Source organism: Pontibacter roseus DSM 17521 (assembly GCF_000373265.1).
Taxonomy (GTDB): Bacteria; Bacteroidota; Bacteroidia; order Cytophagales; family Hymenobacteraceae; genus Pontibacter; species Pontibacter roseus.
Window position 1 is genome coordinate 112,650 of sequence record NZ_KB890765.1, and the last position, 21,962, is coordinate 134,611.

The following is a 21,962-nucleotide window of genomic DNA, read 5'->3' on the forward strand; positions in this document are numbered from 1 at the left end:
TATGAATTATGAATTTCGACTTATGAATTAGTTGAAGGAGGATGCTATACTTACTCAACATCCGGCTCTAATCCATAATTTCTAATTTCCAATTAATTATTTGTAGCTACGCTGCGTCAGTTTCACGTTCTCGAACTTCAGGTCTTCCTTATGCAGGACCGCCTGGTTGCCTGGGCCTGTGTATTCCCAAGCGGCCACATAGGCGAAGTTCTCGTCGTCACGGAGTGCCTCGTTCTCTGGCGTCTGGTATTCCTCACGGAAGTGACCACCACAAGACTCGTTTCTGTGCAGGGCATCGTCCACCATCAGTTCGCCCAGTTCCAGGAAGTCGGCCACACGGTGCGCTTTCTCCAGTGTCTGGTTCAGCTCTTCGTTCACGCCAGTCACTTTCACGTTCTGCCAGAACTCATCGCGCAGCTTGCGGATTTCCTGTTTCGCAAACTGCAGACCTTCGGCGTTTCGGGCCATACCGCAGTAATCCCACATAATCTGGCCAAGCGCCTTGTGGAAATCATCTACTGTGCGGTTGCCTTTAATGGAAAGCAGTCGCTGGGTGATGGAAATTACGTTCTGCTCGGCCTCTTTGAAGGCGGGGTGGTCGGTGCTTACTTTGTCGTATGGCGTCTGTGCCAGGTAGTCACCGATAGTGTAAGGTATAACGAAGTAACCGTCAGCCAAACCCTGCATCAAGGCCGAAGCACCCAAGCGGTTGGCTCCGTGGTCAGAGAAGTTACACTCTCCGGTGGCGTACAGGCCTGGAATGTTGGTCATCAGGTTGTAGTCTACCCAAAGGCCACCCATGGTATAGTGCACGGCAGGGTAGATGCGCATTGGTCGCTCGTACGGGTTCTCGTCCGTGATTTTGGCATACATCTCAAACAGGTTGCCATACTTGGCTGCGATAGCCGGCTGTCCTTCACGTTTGATAGCATCCGCGAAGTCAAGGTATACGGCCAGGCCGGATGCACCTACGCCGCGTCCTTCGTCGCAAACCAGCTTGGCATTACGAGAAGCAACGTCGCGCGGCACCAGGTTACCAAAGGCAGGATATTTGCGCTCCAGGTAGTAATCGCGGTCTTCCTCTTTGATGTCGTTTACGGTAATCTCACCCTTGCGCAGGCGCTGGGCAATCTCCACCGTCTTCGGAACCCATACACGGCCGTCGTTACGCAGCGACTCTGACATCAGCGTCAGTTTGGATTGATAACCACCCGATACAGGTATACAGGTAGGGTGAATCTGAGTAAAACAAGGGTTGGCGAACAGAGCTCCTTTCTTGTGCGCGCGCCAGGCAGCCGTGGCGTTGGAGCCCATGGCGTTGGTTGACAGGAAGAACACGTTGCCGTAGCCGCCTGTAGCCAACACCACCGCGTGCGCGCTGTGCGACTCTATTTTACCGGTAATCAGGTTACGCACTACAATGCCGCGTGCCTTGCCGTCCACCATCACGAGGTCCAGCATTTCGGTGCGTGGGAACATCTTCACTTTGCCGTAGGCAATCTGGCGGTTCAGGGCAGAGTAGGCGCCCAGCAGCAGCTGCTGTCCGGTCTGACCACGGGCATAGAAGGTACGGGATACCTGGGCACCACCAAATGAGCGGTTCGCCAGCAGGCCACCATACTCGCGGGCAAAGGGAACACCCTGCGCCACGCACTGGTCAATAATGTCCACGGATACCTGCGCCAGGCGGTACACGTTGGCCTCACGGGCACGGTAGTCACCGCCCTTGATAGTGTCGTAGAAAAGACGGTGGATGGAGTCACCGTCGTTCTGGTAGTTTTTGGCGGCGTTGATACCACCCTGCGCAGCAATAGAGTGCGCGCGGCGAGGGGAATCCTGAAAGCAGAACGCCTTCACGTTATAGCCAAGCTCGCCGAGTGTGGCAGCAGCCGAAGCACCTGCCAGACCTGTACCAACAACAATGATTTCGTATTTACGCTTGTTAGCCGGGTTCACCAGCTTCACATTGAATTTATGCTTATCCCACTTCTCAGCCAAAGGCCCTTCAGGGATTTTAGAATCTAATATCATAGCAACTATTGAAAGTTTATGTTATGCAAAGAAAAAGAAGTAGAGCGGGATAATCGCGAAGCCCAGGCACACGATAACAGAGAACGCATAGCCGAACGTCTTGATGAATGGCGTGTACTTCTTGTGCGTGAGGCCCAGTGACTGGAAAGCGCTCTGGAAACCGTGAATCAGGTGGTAAGCCAGCGCTACCATCGAGATAACATAGATGGCCACATACCACCAAATCTGGAAGGACTGCACCACCCGCAGGTATAGGTTGTCGTAGTCCACCTCGTCAATCACCACACCCTCCAGGCCACCGAAGCGGGCAGGGACGAAGAAATTCCAGAGGTGGATGATGAGGAACACCAGGATAATGGTGCCCAGCAGGCCCATGTTGCGGGAAGACCAGGTGCTGTTTTCCTGTGGGTGCTGCTCTGCATAGTCAACGGGACGGGCCGTTTTGTTGCGGCGTGTCAGTACAAAGGCATCGTAAATATGGAACAGGAAACCCAGCACCAGCACAATCTCCATGACACGTATAACAGGATTGGTAGCCATGAAGTGTGAGTACACGTTGAACGACTCACCGTTGTCAGCATTGAAAAGCTGCAGGTTGCCTACTAGGTGAACCACCAGGAAGGAGCACAGGAACAGGCCCGTGACAGACATGATGATTTTGCGTCCGATTGTACTGGAAAACGTTTTAGTAAACCAATTCATCTGTAATTGTTAGAAGGTTAAATAATGAATGCTTTTTAATGCTCAAAGGTACAAGCGGAGCCTGTATAAAACAATTAAATAGCATATTTTGAATCAATCTAAATTGCAATGCGTAGGACTGAAAACCATATATTGTTAACCCACTTTTCTTGCTTTTGTTGATAATAAAAAGGTAAAATATCAGTTTTCATTTTACCTTTGTTCAGCGCCAAATCTAACCCTACGCTTATGCCAAATAGTTTACGCTTGAGGTATTGCTTGCCTGGCTGCTTCGTGTTGTGGGTGTTGATATTGCTGTTGGGAAGTACGAACGAGGCACAGGCCACCCACATCAGGGCGGGTGATATCACCGCCCGACGCGATACGGGACCTAACGCAGACCCCCGGAAGTTCTTCTTCACCATGGTCATCTACACCAAAACCAGCTCTCCGGCTGAAGACCCCTTTGTGCTCATATCCATGGGGGATGGTAACACAGTGCGCGTGGACCGTGGGTCTGTGACGCCGGTGAAGCCGGATGTGGACCGGGAGGTGTTCCAATGGGAGTATACCTACGCCAATGCCGGCACCTACCGCGTAACATGGGTTGGCGAGAACCGCAACAACGGCATCCTAAACATGGCTGCCCCCACCGACCAGCTTTCCTTCTCCATCACGACCACCATCACCATCAATCCCCTTCGGGGCCTCAACAGCACACCTGTTCTGACAGTACCCCCTATTGACGAGGCTACGGCCGGTGAGCGCTGGGTACACAACCCCGGTGCCATTGATGATGACCGAGACAGCCTTTCCTATAAGCTGATACAGCCTCAGTACCGCAACCCGGCGGGTGTCATCACCAACGTGCCGGGTTATCGCGACCCCAACAACGTAGACAATTGCCGTAACTCGACCAACACCGGCGCCGCCACCTTCAACCTAGACCCCATCACGGGTCAGCTGACCTGGGATGCACCCTGCCGCCTGGGGGAATACAACGTGGCCTTTGTGGTAGAGGAGTGGCGTACTTCGGCAGGTGGAGGCGCTGTGCTGCTGAGCACCGTGGTGCGCGACATGCAGATTCTGGTGGTGGATGCCAAGAACAGGCCGCCGGTGCTCGTGCCCCGCGACACCTGTATTGTGGCAGGTACTACGCTGAGCACCACCATTACCGCTACGGACCCTGATGGGCACTTGATTAACCTGACGGTGCCAGGAACAGGAGGCATCATTCCACCCGCTACTTTCAATGTGACTACCAACGTGCCTGGCAGAGCAGCCGGTCGTCTGGTTTGGAACACGTCATGCACGGATGTGGCAGCACGGCCATACCAACTGATTTTCCGGGCTGAGGACAATCCGCCCGCGCCAAGCCGTCCGTTGGTTGACTTGCAGCCTTACCGCATCACCGTAGTAGGCCCGCCGCCCCAGAACCTGGTGGCAAGCGCCGAGGACCGGAACGTACGCCTGACCTGGGATTCTTACATCTGCCAAAACGCTTCGACTATACGCATTTACCGGCGCGAGGGGCCGTCTGGATTTGTGCCTGGGCCATGCGAGACAGGTGTGCCGTCTAGTTCGGGGTATGTGCTTATAGGAGAGGTAGGCAAAGAGAAGACTGAGTTCCTGGATGACAACGGAGGGCAGGGACTGGTCGCCGGCGCTGAGTACTGCTACATCATCTACGCGGAGTTCCCGCTGCCGGCAGGCGGCAAGAGCATCGCGTCGGTGGAGGCCTGCGTGGTGCTGGAGCGCGATATCCCTTACATCACCAACGTAACCGTGGACCGGACAGATGTGGCCAACGGGCAGATTACCGTGCGGTGGACTCAGCCCGGCTCCGGCGTAGAACGCCTGAACCCGCCATTTGAATATCGCCTGTACCGCAAAGATGGGCAGGGACCAGGAGGCACTTACCAGCGCGTGTTCACTTCCCGCAGACTGACCGACACCGTCTTTGTCAACTCCGGGCTGAATACAGAGGAACTGGCATACCGGTATAAGCTGGAATTCTATAGCACGCGCACCAGAGGAGGTGCAACGCCGGATGTGCTGCGCGACAGCGCCTCCGCCTCAAGTGTGCGCCTGGAGGCTATACCTACCAGCACCCAAAACGAGCTGGGCGTGACCCTGAACTGGACTTACAATGTGCCTTGGCGCAATGAGGTGCTGGAGCACCAGGTATACCGCGTGGAGGGAAACAACCTAGTGGAGATTGGGACTGTTACCGCAACTGCTACCGGCGGCACCTTCACCGACCAGGGAAGCGCTACGGCTCCGTTGGAGCGCGGGCAGACTTATTGTTATGTAGTCCGGACGCAGGGCTCTTACCAGATTGAGGGATTGCCGGAGCCGCTGCAGAACTTCAGCCAACGGGTATGCGTGGAGCTGCCGCGGATTGTATGCGCGCCAGAGCTCAGCATTGATCCACTCGACTGCGACGCCTTCGCCAGTAACCCGACGCAGCCGCCTTACCAGAATGTACTGACCTGGGTGCCGCAAATCACAGGGGACTGTACCGACGAGATAGACTTCTATACCGTGTACTTCAGAGGTCCGGGCGACACAGAGTACAGGGAGATTGCCAAAACGAAGGAGACCACCTATACCCACGGCGGACTGCAATCCTACGCGGGATGCTACCAGGTGACTGCCACCAGTCTGTCTGGCGAGGAGAGCCCGCGCAGCAACGAGGTATGCAAAGACAACTGCATCTTCTTTATGCTGCCAAACATCATTACACCGAACGGCGATGGCCTGAACGACGTATTCAGACCTGACAAGCGGACGGCTTTCATCAAATCGATGAAGTTCTCCGTATTCAACCGCTGGGGCGTGAAGGTATACGAGAGCAACAGCAGCGCAGGCGGAGACGCCCTGTACATCAACTGGCCCGGCGTAGACAAGGATGGCAACCGCCTGACGGACGGCATCTACTACTACGAGGCGGAAGTAGAGTTTTTCACCATAGACCCAAGCAAAGAGCGAGCGAAGTACAAAGGCTGGGTAGAGATAGTACGCTAATGACACAAGAGGAACTGGAACGGCTGCAGGGTTTGCCCATCGTATTCTATGATGGCACCTGCGGCTTTTGCCAAGCCAGTATACAAATAGCCCTGAAGCACAACAAGCAGCAGAACCTGCACTTCGCCGCGCTCCAGTCTGGCTTGGTGGAACAGTTGGTGCCGCAGGAGCAGCTGCCGCATCCGCTGCCTGATTCCATTCTTTTCTATGAAAACGGCCGGCTACACACGGAGTCCGAGGCCGCACTCCGCATCGCCCGTCACCTCAACTTTCCGTGGTCGGTGCTTTACTATTTCAGGTTTATTCCCTTATCTTTCCGCGATTTTGTGTACCGCTTCGTTGCGCGTCACCGCTACCGCATCGCTGGCCGCACCGAGGCCTGCATGCTGCCCAGCCCAGAGGAACGGGCGAGGTTTGTGGCGTATTAAATCAAAATGTTTGATTGTTAATTTTTTGAACCGGAAGGTTTGCCGGCTGATGGCGCTGTATACGTGCTAGGCCCTTTACTTTCTAGGTCTGGCAACCTCCAGGTATAGGTATGGCTTCGAATGACACATGCCCATGCGAATAGTGTTCAATTTGTGAACAGGAAGCAACAATCTAACAGTTAGACAATCGAAAATCAACAACACACATAGAGCATGAAGAAGGCATACGTTTTCCCGGGACAGGGGTCGCAGTTTGTAGGAATGGGCAAGGACCTGTATGAGCAGCACGAGGAGGCGAGACAGCTGTTTGACAAGGCGAACGAGATTCTGGGCTTCCACATCACCGAGATTATGTTCAACGGAACTGATGAGGAGCTAAAGCAGACTAAAGTAACGCAACCGGCTATTTTCTTGCATTCCGTGGCGCAGGCGGCCGTGGCAAAGGATTTCCAACCGGACATGGTGGCGGGTCACTCGCTGGGAGAGTTCTCAGCGCTGGTAGCCAGCAAGGTGCTGAGCTTTGAGGATGGGCTGCGCCTGGTGTCCAAACGGGCACTGGCCATGCAGGCCGCCTGTGAGGCTAATCCTTCCACGATGGCGGCCATATTGGGCCTCGACGATGCGAAGGTGGAAGAGGTATGCGCCTCCATTGAAGGTGAAGTGGTGGTGGCAGCCAATTACAATTGCCCAGGCCAGCTGGTAATTTCTGGCTCCAACCGAGGTATAGAGATTGCCTGTGAAAAGATGAAGGAGGCTGGTGCCAAGCGTGCGCTGCCGCTTCCGGTAGGGGGTGCTTTCCACTCGCCGCTGATGAAGCCAGCCGAAGAGGAACTGGCCAATGCCATACAGGAAACGAACTTCAGCCAAGGCATCTGCCCTATCTACCAGAACGTGGATGCTTTGCCACATACCAAGCCGGAGGAAATCAAAGATAACCTGATTAGCCAACTGACGGCCCCGGTGCGCTGGACGCAATCGGTGCAGCAAATGGTGGCCGACGGCGCGACACATTTTGTGGAATGCGGACCAGGTAAAGTGCTGCAGGGGCTGGTGAAGAAAATCGAGCGCACCGCCGAAGTGAGCTCCGTGGAGTAAGCAGTTACTGAAAATAATTTAAAAAGCAGCCCTTCTCAGGTATAGCACCTGAGGAGGGCTGCTTCGTTTTGGCAGGTATAGGTTTGGGTTATGCTCCCTGGCCCATGAGCTGCGACAGGCCGCCATCCATAAAATAGCTGGAACCGGTCACGTAATCGGAGTCGGAGGAGGCCAGGAAGACGGCCAGGCGGGCAATCTCCTCGGGCTTGCCGGCGCGTTTCATTGGGATGTTCTCCTCCTTCTCCTTTCGTACCTTATGGTCATCCACCGCCTCCTGGTTCATAGGCGTCAGGATCATACCCGGGCAGATGTTGTTGACGTTGATGCCATCCTCGGCCAGTTCCAGGGCCAGGGTGCGGGTGAGGTTGCGTATGGCCGCCTTGGAGGCACAGTACTCCGCCGTGCCCGCCGACACGATTTCTTCGTGCACGGAAGACACGTTGATGATTTTGCCCTTGCCGCCCTGCTGTTTCCGGTGCTGGATGAAGCGGCGGGAGCAGAAGAAGGTGCCGTAGAGGTTGGTGCGGATGGCCCGGTCAAACACCTCGGTTTCCATGTCGGCCACACGGGCGCCTGAGCCGTTGACGGCGGCGTTGTTCACCAGAATGTCCAGTGTACCGAACTCTTTCAGCGCCTTGTCGAAGAGTTGTGCCACCGCCTGCTCATCGCTCACATCCACCTGCAGTACCATGCCTTTGCGCTGGTGCTGCTCTACCTGGCGCAGCGTTTCCTCGGCTCCTTCTTTGTCTGTGTGGTAGGTGATGACCACATCCGCGCCCTCCTGGGCGAAGGCGATGGCCGTGGCCTGCCCTATACCTGAGTCAGAGCCCGTAATCAATGCTGTTTTTCCGTTCAGTTTCGACATACCTTTTGCTTTAAGTCATTAATGCTTTCCGAGACACTGCTATACTTGCGCATGTGGGTACAACAGCGTCCTATAGCATACTTGCGGCACGGTCTGTTTGTTCAGAGAATAGGTATAACTGGAGGGAACATGTCTGGTCAGGGGCAGGCAACTCTGGCGGCTGTTGTGGAGAAAGGAGCCGCGTCTTTGTCTTGGAGAACCCAGATGCCGTCCCGTTCCACCAGTTCTCCTGCCTTCATCTGGATGGCATCAGGCGTCAGTCTGAAAATCCTTTCTTCACGGGCTCGTGTCCCTTTAGCGGTGTAGGTATAGACGGCGATGATAGTACTGTCCTGCATCGTGCCGTCTAGGGTCCCGGTCATCCGGTCTTTCTCTGCCGGGAGCCAGTCCAACTCGCCTGTCACGTGGGAGCCGTTGATGGTGAGGTGGATGCGGAGCGAATCGATTACGCCCGGCAGGGTGTCAGGGCCGGAGAAGGTTGGTTTGCCTTTCGTGACCTGCAGGAAACACAGTTGCTGCACCGCATCAGTCGCTGACACTGTATGCTCACTCGTTCCTGAACCGCAGGCAGTCAGGAATCCGAACAGGAGCAAGGTATAGCCGGAAGGTACACGTAGGGACATAGGCGCAGGAAGTGGAGGTATACCTTATACTGCATTCATAATCAGGCGTTGCGGCAAACCAGTTCTAGCACCGGCTCAAATGGAACTCATCAGGTCGTTTATGTTTATCTCGAGTGGCTTGGCGCCCAGGCTCTTCAAATCATCGGAGAGTTTCATCAGCTCGTTCCGTAACAGTTCCTGGTCCTGCAGCTGCTCCTCGGTCAGGTATAGGAACCGGGACAGGTATAGGTTTTCCTGAAGCTTCAGCTCCTCCATCAGCCGGTCCGCCATGGTGGCATCGTGGCGGAAGTCAATCATAGGAGTCACGTCTACTCGTAAGTTTTGGCTCTTCGGGTTGTGGATCTCTACTTTGAAGTAGTAGTTGCCCATCTTGCCAATCAGGTAGGTGGAGATTTCCTTGATAATGGAGTTGATGCCTTCGAGGCCGCCGTAGAAGTCAAGCGCAGCAAAGGCCGGCATGTCGAAAAGGCGCTTTTTGTGGAGGAGCCGTTCGTAGTTGTTCAGGAGCGCCAATAGTATGAAGGCCGCAGCCACCAAAGCCGAATAGAGGAGAGAGTTGGGCAGCCGCTGCTGCACTACGTAGGCCGAGAAGCCCTCCCGAATGACGGCGGGCAAAAGCGTGAACGGAAGCACCAGCAGAAAAGCTACGAAAAAACCGCGCACGAGGCTTTTCCGCTCGGCGAGCATGAGGTTTAGCAATTCTTTCATGTGGTTCAGCGGGTGGCCAGCAGGCAAAGACACACCTTATCGTGTGCTCCGTGCGGAATTGGATGCTTCTTCTATATCAGGAATTTAAGTTAACATTAATTCTCTTTTTCTAATATATCCTGGTAAAATATTTCTCAGAAGCCTTCTGAAATGCTTTAATGAAAGACTCGTCGCCATTAATTAATTATTGCTGATTTTCAATATGGTGGCTATACCTACCCGGAAGCCCAGTTCCTGGAACTCACGGTCGTTGAAAGAGGCGGCGGCCTCGAGGCGCAGCACCCGAAACACGTTGTCAAGGGAGTAGCCCACCTCGTAGAAGTGCGGCGAATGCTGGGTCTTGAGGTAGTTGAAGAACACGTTCTCTTTCAGGCCGGTGAAGCGCACCTCGGGTATCTGGGTGAGCAGGAACTTGCGGAACTGGTAATGCGTGTGCCCCGAGAAATAACTGCCCTTGGTGCTGTACTGGTAGTAGTCGAGCAGGCGGAAGGAGCCGGCCGGCTTGAGGCTGCTCAGGATGGTGCGGTTGCCGTCGAAGTGGTGGTAGTCCATGAAGTACATTTGGCTGCTGTTGAGGAAGGTGCCGCCGCGCAGCTCAAACTCCAGCCTGCCGCGCACCCCGAAGGAGAAGCCATGGTTGATGCCCACCTGCACCTGGTCGAAGTCCACGTCGCTGCCCAGCACACCCGCTATACCTTTACGGTACAGCAGCAGGAGCTCCGGCGATTTCTCTGTCAGCGGGATTTTGCGGCCGTTGTAGAGGCGGTAGCGCTGCACGGGCCGGTAAATCACGTTCGCCTCCAGCACGAGCGCCTCATGCTCCGGAAAACCCGTGTCCTCGAGCTCGTGGTTGTTTGGAATGCTCGGCGTGAACACCCTGTCTTTGTCGGAGTAGAAGAAGCTGTAGCCGGTGGTGTTGAAGAGCTGCCTGCGCTGCGCCCACTCCAGGTTGCCGCTCGCCTTTAGCCAGACCGAGGGCTTGTACTCATACCCCACGTTCGCAAAGGTCTTCTCATAGATTTTCATGTAGTTGCGGCGGAAGAGCAGCGTGCTGAGCGTGTTGATGTGCGGGTGAATCGGGTTGTCGCTGTTGAACTGCTCCACGAAGTTGCCGCCCTCCAGGTATAGCAGGTTCGATTTTCCGGCTTTCTTCACGCTGTGCGACAGACGGCCTTTGGCATAGAAGTCCTCGCTCGAGAAACCATACCTGAGAGTGGGGGCGAACTCGAAGCTGCGGCGCAGGCTGTCGTACTGGTGGCGCAGCTTGCCGCTCAGGTTCACGTTCCAGCCTTCCACGGTGTTGAAATACACGTTGGCGAAGGTCGGGTCTATGCTCAGGCGTGTGCGGGGGGAAAGGCGGTAGCCGCCTCCGGTCACCACATCCAGCGGGTTGAATTTCTTCTTCTTGATGACGCCAGTAGAGTCCTTACCGGTCAGCTCGGCCGACTTCACCTGCGCCAGGGAGTCATCGCGTTGGTAGCCTCTGAGCTCCTTGTCGCTGAGCGGCACCGGGCGCACGGTATCCCAGTAGGCGGAGTCGCGCTTGGTGGCCAGCTTGTCCACAGTATACCTGCGCTCTGACACCACCTCCGGCTCTTTCCGCTCCTTCAGCGCCTCCTTTTCCTGCTCCAGAATCAGCTGCCGGAACTGCTTGCGCGTGAGTTTGTCCTGACTGGCCAGTGCTTCAAGTGTTTCATTTTTATTGTTGTGCTTGATGGTCGCAATGGCCTCTGGCACTTCCTCCACCTTCTCATCGATGATTTCCTTGGGCGCGACCAGCTTCTTGTTGAGCACCACTTGGTAATCGGAGCAGGAGGCCAGGTATTTGAACTCGCCGGCGAAGCCCATCACCTTGCCGGAGAAATTGTACTGGTGGGTGGTCGGCATCCAGACAGCGGGCGCCACCTGGGCATACGTCTGCTTCACTTTGATGGGGAAGCCCATCATGCTGGTTTTGAGGTCGAGGCTGTGGATAGCCCAATAGCCCTCAATGATGTAGATGTAGCCCTCAAACACGTTGTCGCCACGGGAGCGGGGTGTCACCTTGATTTTGTTCACGTCGATGTCGCCTTCCCGAAAGCTGCCCTCATACTGGAACTTGTAGTAGCCGAAAGCCGACTTCGAGAGCGGCGAGACCATCTCCACCACCTTGTCCTTGTAGAAGCTCTCGTTCACGAAACTCATGGGAGAGATGGAGCCTTTGTTGTCGCCGGAGGTGCGGATGGAAATCACCTTCTCCTCCAGCTTGTTGGGCTGGCTGAACTTTATCTCGCTCACCGACTCCAGGGTATAGGCCTCGTTCAGCTTCACACCTTCCTCCTTCAGCTTCTTTTTGAGGAAGAAGGGCGCGTTAGTCAGTTCCCCGGTGCCCTTCACGTATACCTTCATCTGGTAGCTGTCGTACTGCAGCAGGTGGTATTTCTTTTTGGCGATGGCCTTGCGCATGATGGTGTAGGCCGGGTCCTCGCCTCTGCCTTTCACCTGCACCTCCTTCAGGGCGAAAGACTGCTCGCCCAGGCTGAAGTCGCGCTGTACCCAGCTGTCTGTCACTTCCACCCGCACCTGCTGCGCCTCATACCCGATGTACTTCACCAGCACGGTGTGCGTACCCGCCGGCAGCTTGATTTCGTATTCGCCGTTGGCGTTGCTCGAGGAGCCGTTGTTGAGGTTGGTGATGTAGACCGAAGCAAAGGGCAAGGGCTCGCCGCTGCGGCTCTTGATGGTGCCTTTGATGCCCTGCGCCAGCAGCGGAAGCTGCAGCAGGAGGAATGCGAAAAGCAGAAGGAGCCTGAGCGGGGAAAGCTGCATGCGAACAAAGGTGAAAGGGATGGGATTGTGTGGGGTAGGGGATAGGGTTGCTTTACAAGGATGCAAAGGCGATTCTCGTGGCCTGTAGTCTGTTTCCATGGATAATTTAAACGCGCGTCAGAACAAATATAAGTATATCGCTTAAAACGTATATATCTAGGATGCACATTTCTAGGGAAAGGTTGCATGGCCCCAGCGAAAGTATGCAGGTATTGTTATGAAAGGACTGGTGAATTGCTAGAAAGCTATACCTAAACCGACGTAGGCCGTCTCCGGGAAGCCGGCGCCTACCCGGAAAAGAAAATGTCCTCCTGGTTTCTGGTAACGATAGCCAAGCGAACCGACTGCCCGGATGTCGGTGAACTCGGATTTGGCTGGTTTGGGGTCTGCGTAGTAGTCGCGCAGGTCCTTTTCGTCATCGTAGGCGCTCCTGTCGAACATACGGGCTGCTCCTGCATGGAACTCTACATGGCTGCTCTTCCTGCCGGTCAGCACGCCCACGGTAACCGACTGGTAAGGGCCACCGGATGTCCAGCTTGCCCAGCCACCGGCTCCCGCCCGAGCCCAAATGCCTTGTAGCACACCTTTGTCGAATTCAATTACATTCCTGTCGTAGCTGAAGGTATAGGCGCCCATGAGCCCAATGGTGCCTAGGGTGGCATGGACGGCATTTTTCTTGAGACCTGGTGCTTCGCTGGTGGCGTTGGTGTCCTGCCCGAAGGCCTGGCAGCAGTTGAGCACCAACAGGTAGAGCAGTGCGTATCGGTTGAACATCAGAGATGGGTTGATTAGGTATAGGTCGATTTACTTTGTCAACACAAAGCTTTTTACGTCTTCCGTGAATCGTTCAGGTTCTTCTATGTCAGGGAAGTGGGCGCTGTTCTCGTACAGCCGAATGGCGCTGTTCGGCAGCACCTGTTTCAGGGAAAGGCCGGTATGCAGGCCCCCGTTCTTGTCATGAGCACCGCTGATGAGGAGGGTCGGGGTTGGCAGCCCGGTTGCTTTTTGTATCAAATCCCCTTTGTTGTGCTGCAGGTATACCTTCGCCATCAGGCCGGTGTTTGTCAGCTTGCTCTCTTGCCACAGCGCTCTGTTCTTCCGGGCATGGTCGGGGTTGAGGAACAGGAACCGGTCTACCAAGTCAGAAGAGGCCAGGTTCCAAACGTGGTTGTATTTGTCGGCCAGAGCTGTTGTGTCACGGAGTATACCTTCAATTTTCGCCTTCGTGCTGCTGTCGCCGATGGCGTGGAAGCCCTGAATCTGGACGAGCATGTTGGAGTTGGACAGTTCGGCTGGGGAGGACAGAATCAGTTTCTCCACCCGGTTGGGGTGCTGCAGCGCATACCTGAGCGAAAGCTCCGCCCCGAAGGAATAGCCAAGTAGGTGCATTTTCTCCAGGCCAAGTGAGTCGCGCAGCACGTCCAAATCGCTGAGCAGGGTAGGTAGTTGATAGTCGGACTTGTTCAAGGGAGCCTCGCTTCTGCCGCTGCCTCTCTGCTCGTAGTAAATGACCGTCGAGAATTCCTCCAGCCTGGGGCCAGCCGTTCTTTCAAAGGTATAGTTATTCCCGCCAGGCCCCCCGTGCACCACCACAATGGGCGTGGTGCCGTGCTGGCTGCCTTTGATTTTGACCCAATGCCGCAAGCCGTTGACGGTATAGAACCGCTCCCCATCCTGAAGCCGGTCTGTGGTAACGGACTGCTGACTGCTTGCCGGCGGCCTGCCGCACGAGGCGACAAGCGCTAAAATCAAAACAATGTAGAGCGCTTTCATTATCGGGTATAACTTGTGTGCTATGGTGAAAATGTAGTCTACAGAATAACAGGTGGTTGAGGTATAGGAAGTTGAGAATGACTTGAAATCTAAGCGACTCTTCCCTGATTCACCGTATGGCTTCTTAGGGTCGCAAGTTTTCCTGCCAGATAGGCCATCGGGAAATAGGCCCCTACCAAATCGACGACGGTATACCAGGTCGGGGAAGGAAGCATGAAGATACTGGCGATTCCTCCTGCCAGGAAAAACATACCTATACCTAATGCGAATTTCATTTTATGGCTTGCGGCAACCAGCGCGGCCAGGTATGCACCAGCGAAGGTGCCAAGGGCATGCGCCAGAAACGGAAAGATGAAATGCTTGGGTTGGAACAGGTGCATAGAGGCCTGTAGGCCTTCGGTGGTGGTGACGTCTGCGCCATCTGGCGGAGGAATGATGGAGCCGCTGACCGTGATGATGCCCATGTTCACCACACTGCCGACGACGACGCCCGCTACGATGGCCAAAATGTTTCGAATGATTGGATTCATCTTCTTCTGTTTTTATTTAGGTCTATTCTGTCGTTTACTGTTTTTTCTAAGTGTCGCTTAACGGTGGAGCGGCTACTGCTTGGGTGCTGTCGCCTTTAGCAACGTCTCGAGGGTATAACTCAATATCTCGTCTTCCTCATCCAGCAAATGGTCCCTCACGGCATGGTCTGGTTTTACGCCTGACAGGGTTTCATCCCCGTTGGGCCGGACGATGTAGCCTTTGGGTACCTTCACCAGAATGCCCGTTTTGGGCAGCGGGAAAGAGAACTGTGACGCATACAAGGTAGGCACATCGCCTGTTTCTTCACCTACGATTTGGGCAAAGCCATAGTCCTGAATCAACGCTGCGCTAACGGCTGCCATGGAGTAGGTCTGTCGGTTTACCAACACGTAGACCTTACCTTTGAAGCGCTTCGACTCCGGTGCCGGGTGCTGGATGGGCTGGTCGTAGGCGAACACTTCTCCGTTTCGGTGGCTTAAAATAGCCTTTGTATAGTCATCTTCCTGCGGATTATTGCGCCTGGTCTGCTCTTTCAGCACTTCGCTAGTCTTGAGACGGAAACTTGAATACCACCTGAACGGCTTATCGGCAAAGTAAGAAATAAGATGGTCGCTGTAGGCGTTGTGGCCACCGGAATTGTTTCTCAGGTCAACCACCAGCGCTTTGCTTTTTCTGGTCTGGATGTCCGCGAAAACAGAGTCGATGTACGCCTTGAACCGCTCTTCTCCATTTGCTTCAGAAGAGCTGAAGGGGCCAGGGTTAAGATAGGCTATCGTTCCGAAATACTTAAAAGAAGGCGCAGTGCTCAGTATCTCACCGCCTCGCTTGGTTTCGTAGTCCATTACCGGAATGGCCTCCAGGCGGCGTGTTTCAGTTTTGCCGCTGGTCTTTTTCAGCTTTACTTCAAAGGACTTCTTTTCTCCGCACACGGACCAATACAGCCTGGGGAATGACCAGAATTCCAGTTTCGCGTCTTTGAAATAGAGGCGTTCAGCCGAAAGATAGGGGTGTATGGCTTCCTGGATGCTTTTGATAGATTTGCCATCGATGCTCAGCAATTGGTCTCCAACACCGATGGTTGAGTTGCCAGAGTGATTTTTGCGGACGTAGGCCGCTCCGTCTTCGAAGGCAAGCTCCAGGGGGAAAACGGAGCCTCCTTTCTGCGCAAAAGAGATGTAGGGCTGCACGGGGAAATCTACTTCGCTGTGGCCGACATTGCCGGTGGCCGCGAGCTTCTGAAAGAGCTTCGTCGTTTCCAACAGGCTGAGCGAGTCTGTTGAAATCGATTTGTTCAGGGCTTGGTATACCTTATCGTGCTCCCGATTGCTGACATAGGCATACAAGTTGTAATGCGCGCTCTCCAGTGTCTTGTACAGGTAGGCCAAATCCGCTTTCACATCAGCGGCTGAGAACTTCACTGTCTGTTCCTGGGCTAGTGTGCCTTTCGTTACAGCAAGCAGCAAAAGGAGTGTCAGCCAGTGGATTGCCTTCATAGTTTTTTGGTTTCAACCTAGCGAGTTGGTATAGCAGGGGTGCAGCGTCAGCAAGCCTTACTGCTATACATTGTTGTGGTATCGTTATTTTATTTTAGAAATTCTGTTTCACCTTTTAGCTCAGTGACATCCCAACGAATTGGCTTAGAAAGATTATCCGCTTCTAATTTATAAAGTTCGACTTCTTCTATCTTGTCGAACTTCATTCTAACCTTGAAAACCGCATTTGGAAAATAGTGATGGTTCGCCACGAAAGTTGCCTTATCCAACACCAAGTTCCGTACTTCTTCTGACGCCATTTCCACTTCAAACATTCTTGTGTCGGCTGGCGATGGTCTGAAGATTACTTTATAATTATCATTCTTTACCTGATAAAACTCTGCAAACACATTCTTTTCATATGTTTTGTCAGCATAACTTAACAATCCCACTATAGGTATCACTAGAGCAATTGTCAGACTTACTGCGGAATACTTTTTTTTCTCATTAGGGCTCCTGAGAAACAGGAACCTTACAGTTAAGTAGGATAATAGAATGCAAAAGGCTAGCGGCAGAAATATAACACCCCATAAAGCTGTGTTATTTGGTTCAAATGTTATAAACCACCCAAATCCTTCAGCTAACTGTAATATCCATAATAGTGAAGCGATGTAGATTATTACTACTCCTGTTTTCTTAGTGAAGAAGCTAATAATGAACCCAACAAGCGTCAACATAAATAAAGGCAGGAAAAGTAGTTCTTTTGTTGAGGTTGCCCAAGCAAGTGCTGTGGACGCAAGAGAAAATGCCACAGCTAAGAGTATACCTGTTAATACCTTTATCGCCTTTCTCATCTTTAATTTTAATGCACCACAACTACTGGATAAACGTGACGTTCATCCGCCTAATATGAGGAGGAGATGTATATTGTAGATACTTTATACAACCTTGCATATGGCTACCATTATCCCAACTGCTGGCTATTTGTATTTATGATACAATATATATAAAAACTAGATATAGCAAATGAAGACGTCGCTGAAGCAGAAAGATTTGCGGCTTATCTAGGTATGAGTAAGACTTAAGAAGCGTCAAAGGAGCCAGCCCCAAACTCCCGTACCTCTAGTTCATCGGGGCAATCTACTAACAAGGTGCTGATGCTCTTGCCTAATACCGGGTGCACCAGCTCAGGCGCGAGCTCGGCCAGGGGCAGCAGGGTGAAACGGCGCAGGTGCAGCTGGGGGTGGGGAATGGTCAGGCGCTGGGTCTGCAGCACCAGGTCGTCATAAAACAGGATGTCGATGTCAATCACGCGGGCTCCCCAATGCTCCAGTCGCACGCGGCCAAGCTCCTGCTCCAGCATGTTTATATCTTGCAGCACCTGCTCTGGCGAAAGCTCCGTCTGCACCTCCAGCACCTGGTTGAGGAAAGCAGGCTGTTCCGTGTTGCCCCAAGCGGCCGTCTCGTAGAGGCTGGAGCTCCGTTCAAGTATACCTATGCGTTTGGCTATACCTGCGCGGGCCTGTTGCAGGTATAGCACGCGGTCGCCCAGGTTGCCGCCCAGCAGCAGGTATAGCCTAGGCATTCTTCTTGAAAAACTCGATGCTCAGGTCGGCGGCGGCGCGGGCAGCTTCTGGAAGCTCGTCCTGCTCGTAAGGATGCTTGCCGCCGAAGGAATGGTCGGCACCCGGTAGCAGGTGCATCTCGGCGTCAGGCTTCCAGCTGTGCAGGTCGTGGGCCATTTTGACAGGCAGCGTCTCGTCCGCCTCGCCGTGCAGAATCAGGAGGGGCTGCCGCATTTTCTGGATGACCTTCGGTATGTCCAGCCGCTCCAGGTTGGCCAGGAAGTCTTCCACAATCTGATAGTAGAGGGGCATGCGAATGCCGGTGCGGGCGTTGGTCACCCACTGCACGCCTTCCTTCTCCCATTGCTGGCGCTCCAGCTCGTCCCAACGCTGGTCAAAGTTGTTCACGGCGGCCCAGGTGGCCACGCCTTTCACGCGGGTGTCTTCGGCGGCTTTGAGAATCACGGAGCCGCCCCCGCGGCTGTGGCCAATGAGGTAGATGCGGTCCAGGTCCAGTTCGTTCTGTGGCAGCGGCCCTTCCTCATCGTGCACCAAATCCAGGAGCGCTCTTAGGTCTTCGAGCTCAATGCTGAAGTTGTTGCGACCGAAGGCCTCCATGTCGTGCAGGTCGGTGTAGTTGTCCACGCTGGTGCCGTTGTGGGAGAAGTTGAACTTGATGAACACGAAGCCCCGCTCCCCGAAGTACTGGGCCAGCAGGTTGAAGTGCCCCCAGTCCTTGAAGCCCTTGAAACCATGGGTATAGAGGACGATTGGTTTTCGGTTGCCGTCCGGGGTATAGGTGGCGTCGGCGGTGAAGGGCCGCTCGTGCTCGGGGTATACTACAAAATCTACTTTCAGTGTGTCTGCCATAGCCCTGTGCGGTGTTTTGAGAAGGCAATATAAGGAATTTAGGCAATCGCCGAACCCAATGCGGGGGCTTCTGTTGTCTCCCTACCTGGGTGTATTTCGGAATTCATGTATTTAAACGCCTAATTGGTAGGCCGCGTTTGGAAACGACTGCGGCAGAACGTAATATTGCGGAATATCACATGAGCATCAGCCTAAAAGAAATACAAGCGCCCATAGCGCAGGAAATGGAGCTGTTCGAGAAAAAGTTCAGGACTTCGATGAAGTCCAAGGTGCTGCTTCTCGACAAAATCATGAGCTACATTGTGAAGCGCAAGGGCAAGCAGATGCGGCCGATGTTCGTGTTCTTCATGGCCAAGCTCTTCCGCGGTGACGCCATCGGTGACGCCACCTACCGCGGCGCCGCCCTCATTGAGCTGCTGCACACGGCCACCCTCGTACACGACGACGTGGTGGACGACGCCAACTACCGCCGCGGCTTCTTCTCCGTGAACGCCCTCTGGAAAAACAAGATTGCCGTGCTCGTAGGCGACTACCTGCTCTCCAAAGGCCTGCTGCTCTCGCTTCAGAACGATGACTACGAACTGCTCAAAATCGTGTCGAATGCCGTGAAGGAGATGAGCGAAGGGGAGCTGCTGCAGATAGAGAAAGCCCGCCGCCTCGATATTGACGAGGTCGTATATTTCGACATCATCCGCCAGAAAACCGCTTCTCTCATTGCGTCTTGCTGCGCCGTGGGTGCTGCTTCGGCAGGCGCCTCCGTGGAGGACATCGAGAAGGCCCGCCTGTTCGGGGAGAAGGTAGGTATAGCCTTCCAGATAAAAGACGATTTGTTTGATTACGGCACTGCCGAAATCGGCAAGCCGGTAGGGATAGACATCAAGGAGAAGAAGATGACCCTGCCGTTGATACACGCTCTCCGCGAAGCGGATTGGATGACGCGCCGCCGTGTGATTTACAACGTGAAGAACAACAACGGTGACAACAAGCGCGTGCAGCAGGTGATTGATTACGTGAAGTCCTCGGGAGGCATCCAGTATACGGTTGAGGCCATGAACAGCTACCATGCCGAAGCGCTGGCAATTCTCCATACCTTCCCGGCCTCTCCATCGCGCACCTCCCTGGAGCAACTCATCGCCTATACCATCGAGCGGGAGAAGTAGAATCGTTGATTATTTGATTGTCAGGCTGTTGGGGAATGCAGGCTCCAGCCTCAAATATTCCCATCTATGTCATTTCGACCGTAGGGAGAAATCTTATGCCACCAGTTACCACTGCGCTTAAACTAGCGGTATAGCCAAGGTATAGCCAGGTGCAGAAATATCTGTAACTCTCTTTCTTAAATCTGTAAAGCGAAGGCCGGAGAGCCGGATAATTTTGAGGCACGAAATAACCTATGAAAAATGAGCCTCAACACCAACACCTGGAACCGGCTGCGCTATACCTTATACCTGCCGGTTTACGACCTCATAGCCGACCGCGTATTCAGGAAGCACCGCAAGCGCTCGGTTGAGCTGCTGCAAGCCAATCCCTCTGATGCCATTCTCTTATTAGGAGCCGGCACTGGTCTGGACCTTCCTTACCTGCAAGGCTATACCCGCCTCACCGCCATCGACATTACCCCCGGCATGATAACCAAGCTGCAGCAACGAGCCGAAAGACTAGGTATACCGGTGGATGCGCGTGTGATGAACGGTCAGCAGCTAATTTTTACCGATAACAGTTTCGATGCGGTCATCCTGCACCTGATTATCGCCGTTATACCTGACCCGGTGGCCTGCATCCGTGAGGTGGAGCGGGTGCTCAGACCTGGCGGCACTGTGATGGTTTTTGATAAGTTCCTGCCCGATGGGCAGCGCCCCTCGCAGCTGCGTCGCCTCTTCAACCAGGTAGCCAGCACGCTCTTCTCCGACATCAACCGCAGCATCGGCGACATCGTCAGCCACACTACACTGCAGGTGGAACTGAATGAGCCGGCCGCTTTGGGCGGCACCTTCCGGATTGTGCGGTTGCGGAAGCCACTGTAAAAAAGCAAAGGCCGCTACTGCACCAGTAGCGGCCTTTGCTATACCTGCCGATTCCATAACCAGCCAAAAATAATCGTTTACTTCTCCGCTAGCAGCTCGTCCATCGTCTTGTTGAAATCCGCTACCCAGTCTTCGTAGTACTTGCCGGTGCCGGGGCCCGAGAAGCCGGTGTGTATTTTGCGCACTTTGCCCTGGCGGTCGATGAAGACGGTGGTGGGGAAGGAGAGGACGTGGTTGAGGGCAGGCAGCGCCTTCGCGGCGGCTTCTTTGTCAGCGGGGCCGGCGTAAAGTAGGTCATACCCAATGTCGAAGCGCTCCTGCATCTTCTTCAGGCGAGGCACGGCCTTCTCGTAGCCATCGGTTCGCTCAAAACCCAGTCCGATAATCTCCAGGCCGCGGTCTTTGTTCTTTGCGTAGTAAGGCGCCAGAAACTGTGTCTCGTCCATGCAGTTGGGACACCAGGAGCCCAGCAGTTGCACCAGTACCACCTTGCCTTTGTACTTCACATCTGACAGCGATACCTGTTTGCCGTTCACATCCGGGAACGTGAATTCCAGCGACTCGTAGCCGGGCTTGAGGAAAGTCAGTTCATTGGCATTGGCCAGTTGGGCGTTCTCGTTGCGGGTGGCGGTCCAGGTTTCATAGTCGTACAGACCTGCGAAGTACTCGCCTTTCAGCTTGCCTTCTCCGGCGGGTGTGGCCGTGAACAGGTAGTCGTGGTTGCCATCGAAGGTGGACAGCTTCAGCTGCTCGCCCTCCACTTGCCCCTCCAGGTAGCGGTAGTCGCCGGTCTCGGTGATGAAGGTGCCGGTCACGTAGTTATCCTTCTGCTCAAACACGCCAATGGCTGGGTAGGTTTTGCCGTCTTTCTTGGTGAACACCACTTCCCACTTGCCGGTATAGTCCTGCGTGGCCGGGGCCGGGTTCTCCGCAAAGCGGTTCGTCTTGCCATGCTCTGCCGTAAAAGGTACCGAGTAGCGCTTGGAGAGGTCGTTGCGTGTGAAGCGTCCGGCCATCTTGTCGTCGTCTACTTTGGCTATCAAATCGGCATCGAAGATGTGCAGCCGGATTTTGAGCGAGTCGCCCTCGGTCTGGATGTCATCCACCAGGATGCGCTCCTCAGCGTTAATCAGGTATAGCACGGTGCTGTCGTTCCGCTGCACAGCCTCCATCAGGAAGGGAATTTCCTGCCCCTGGGCCTGCAGCACGACGCGCCATGGGCCGGGCTTCAGTGTGTTGTCTGTCGATGTCATAGAATTACAAGAGGTTAGGAGCTGTGTCAGGGAGAGGGCCAACAACAAAATCAGCCGGATTGGGGTATTAAAATAGGTGTGTCTCATGCGGCAAAATTACAACAAGGATTTCTGAAAAGCGAAATACGCAGGCATAAGCTCTAAATGCCGCAGATTCGTTATATTCATGGAGGCTAATGTTGTGCAAAAACCTGCATATTTCGTACAT

The 21,962-nt window shown here is 54.2% G+C and carries 19 protein-coding genes; 5 read left to right on the forward strand and 14 right to left on the reverse strand.

Features of this window, described 5'->3' with window-relative positions; genetic code table 11:
• Nucleotides 1–96 precede the first annotated feature (96 nt).
• Together B051_RS0111965 and B051_RS0111970 are read right to left on the reverse strand one after the other, a co-directional pair.
• On the reverse strand, nt 97–2,031 hold the full coding sequence (locus B051_RS0111965; protein ID WP_018478439.1) for a fumarate reductase/succinate dehydrogenase flavoprotein subunit: 1,935 nt from the start codon (nt 2,029–2,031) through the stop codon (nt 97–99).
• Between the two features lie 21 nt (nt 2,032–2,052).
• On the reverse strand, nt 2,053–2,733 hold the full coding sequence (locus B051_RS0111970) for a succinate dehydrogenase cytochrome b subunit (protein ID WP_051080662.1): 681 nt from the start codon (nt 2,731–2,733) through the stop codon (nt 2,053–2,055).
• Between the two features lie 297 nt (nt 2,734–3,030).
• Here B051_RS0111970 and B051_RS0111980 point away from each other — a divergent pair, with 297 nt between their 5' ends.
• From B051_RS0111980 to fabD, 3 genes are all read left to right on the forward strand, one after another.
• Nucleotides 3,031–5,739 carry a T9SS type B sorting domain-containing protein gene (locus B051_RS0111980; protein WP_245539619.1) on the forward strand — a complete coding sequence of 903 codons (2,709 nt, stop codon included), beginning with the start codon at nt 3,031–3,033 and terminating at the stop codon, nt 5,737–5,739.
• Complete coding sequence (locus B051_RS0111985) at nt 5,739–6,167, forward strand: thiol-disulfide oxidoreductase DCC family protein (RefSeq protein ID WP_018478443.1); 429 nt, start codon at nt 5,739–5,741, stop codon at nt 6,165–6,167. Before B051_RS0111980 ends, B051_RS0111985 begins: the two co-directional genes overlap by 1 nt.
• A 213-nt stretch (nt 6,168–6,380) precedes the next feature.
• A complete protein-coding gene (fabD, locus tag B051_RS0111990; RefSeq protein ID WP_018478444.1) occupies nt 6,381–7,262 on the forward strand; it encodes an ACP S-malonyltransferase in 882 nt (293 codons plus the stop codon).
• An 88-nt stretch (nt 7,263–7,350) separates the two neighbouring features.
• On the opposite strand, the gene B051_RS0111995 is transcribed toward fabD, so the two are convergent.
• From B051_RS0111995 to B051_RS0112045, 11 genes are all read right to left on the reverse strand, one after another.
• Nucleotides 7,351–8,127, reverse strand: a complete 777-nt coding sequence (locus B051_RS0111995; RefSeq protein WP_018478445.1) for an SDR family NAD(P)-dependent oxidoreductase — start codon at nt 8,125–8,127, stop codon at nt 7,351–7,353.
• 137 nt (nt 8,128–8,264) lie between these two features.
• Complete coding sequence (locus B051_RS0112000) at nt 8,265–8,750, reverse strand: hypothetical protein (protein ID WP_018478446.1); 486 nt, start codon at nt 8,748–8,750, stop codon at nt 8,265–8,267.
• 75 nt (nt 8,751–8,825) lie between these two features.
• Nucleotides 8,826–9,458 carry a hypothetical protein gene (locus tag B051_RS0112005; RefSeq protein WP_018478447.1) on the reverse strand — a complete coding sequence of 211 codons (633 nt, stop codon included), beginning with the start codon at nt 9,456–9,458 and terminating at the stop codon, nt 8,826–8,828.
• Between the two features lie 180 nt (nt 9,459–9,638).
• On the reverse strand, nt 9,639–12,266 hold the full coding sequence (locus tag B051_RS0112010; protein ID WP_018478448.1) for a DUF5686 and carboxypeptidase regulatory-like domain-containing protein: 2,628 nt from the start codon (nt 12,264–12,266) through the stop codon (nt 9,639–9,641).
• Between the two features lie 237 nt (nt 12,267–12,503).
• The gene (locus B051_RS0112015) at nt 12,504–13,040 is read right to left on the reverse strand and encodes a hypothetical protein (protein WP_018478449.1); all 537 of its coding nucleotides are present in this window, start codon (nt 13,038–13,040) and stop codon (nt 12,504–12,506) included.
• Nucleotides 13,041–13,070: 30 nt separating this feature from the next.
• Nucleotides 13,071–14,039: an alpha/beta fold hydrolase gene (locus tag B051_RS0112020; protein WP_018478450.1), complete on the reverse strand. Its 969-nt coding sequence runs from the start codon at nt 14,037–14,039 to the stop codon at nt 13,071–13,073.
• A gap of 89 nt (nt 14,040–14,128) precedes the next feature.
• Nucleotides 14,129–14,569 carry a hypothetical protein gene (locus tag B051_RS0112025; RefSeq protein ID WP_018478451.1) on the reverse strand — a complete coding sequence of 147 codons (441 nt, stop codon included), beginning with the start codon at nt 14,567–14,569 and terminating at the stop codon, nt 14,129–14,131.
• 72 nt (nt 14,570–14,641) lie between these two features.
• Nucleotides 14,642–16,063 carry a S41 family peptidase gene (locus B051_RS0112030; protein WP_018478452.1) on the reverse strand — a complete coding sequence of 474 codons (1,422 nt, stop codon included), beginning with the start codon at nt 16,061–16,063 and terminating at the stop codon, nt 14,642–14,644.
• Nucleotides 16,064–16,152: 89 nt separating this feature from the next.
• Nucleotides 16,153–16,896, reverse strand: coding sequence for a hypothetical protein (locus B051_RS0112035; RefSeq protein WP_018478453.1), 744 nt, complete (start codon nt 16,894–16,896; stop codon nt 16,153–16,155).
• Nucleotides 16,897–17,123: 227 nt separating this feature from the next.
• Nucleotides 17,124–17,627 (reverse strand): 2-amino-4-hydroxy-6-hydroxymethyldihydropteridine diphosphokinase, encoded by a 504-nt coding sequence (gene folK, locus B051_RS0112040; RefSeq protein ID WP_018478454.1) that lies wholly within the window; start codon nt 17,625–17,627, stop codon nt 17,124–17,126.
• The gene (locus tag B051_RS0112045; RefSeq protein WP_018478455.1) at nt 17,620–18,477 is read right to left on the reverse strand and encodes an alpha/beta hydrolase family protein; all 858 of its coding nucleotides are present in this window, start codon (nt 18,475–18,477) and stop codon (nt 17,620–17,622) included. Before B051_RS0112045 ends, folK begins: the two co-directional genes overlap by 8 nt.
• A gap of 179 nt (nt 18,478–18,656) precedes the next feature.
• On the opposite strand from B051_RS0112045, the gene B051_RS0112050 reads away from it, so the two are divergent.
• Both B051_RS0112050 and B051_RS0112055 read left to right on the forward strand, forming a co-directional pair.
• Nucleotides 18,657–19,637, forward strand: a complete 981-nt coding sequence (locus B051_RS0112050; RefSeq protein WP_018478456.1) for a polyprenyl synthetase family protein — start codon at nt 18,657–18,659, stop codon at nt 19,635–19,637.
• A 240-nt stretch (nt 19,638–19,877) separates the two neighbouring features.
• Nucleotides 19,878–20,501 (forward strand): class I SAM-dependent methyltransferase, encoded by a 624-nt coding sequence (locus B051_RS0112055; protein WP_018478457.1) that lies wholly within the window; start codon nt 19,878–19,880, stop codon nt 20,499–20,501.
• Nucleotides 20,502–20,578: 77 nt separating this feature from the next.
• Here the strand turns inward: B051_RS0112055 and B051_RS0112060 are convergent, their stop codons facing one another.
• A complete protein-coding gene (locus B051_RS0112060; protein WP_018478458.1) occupies nt 20,579–21,754 on the reverse strand; it encodes a peroxiredoxin family protein in 1,176 nt (391 codons plus the stop codon).
• Nucleotides 21,755–21,962: the final 208 nt, after the last annotated feature.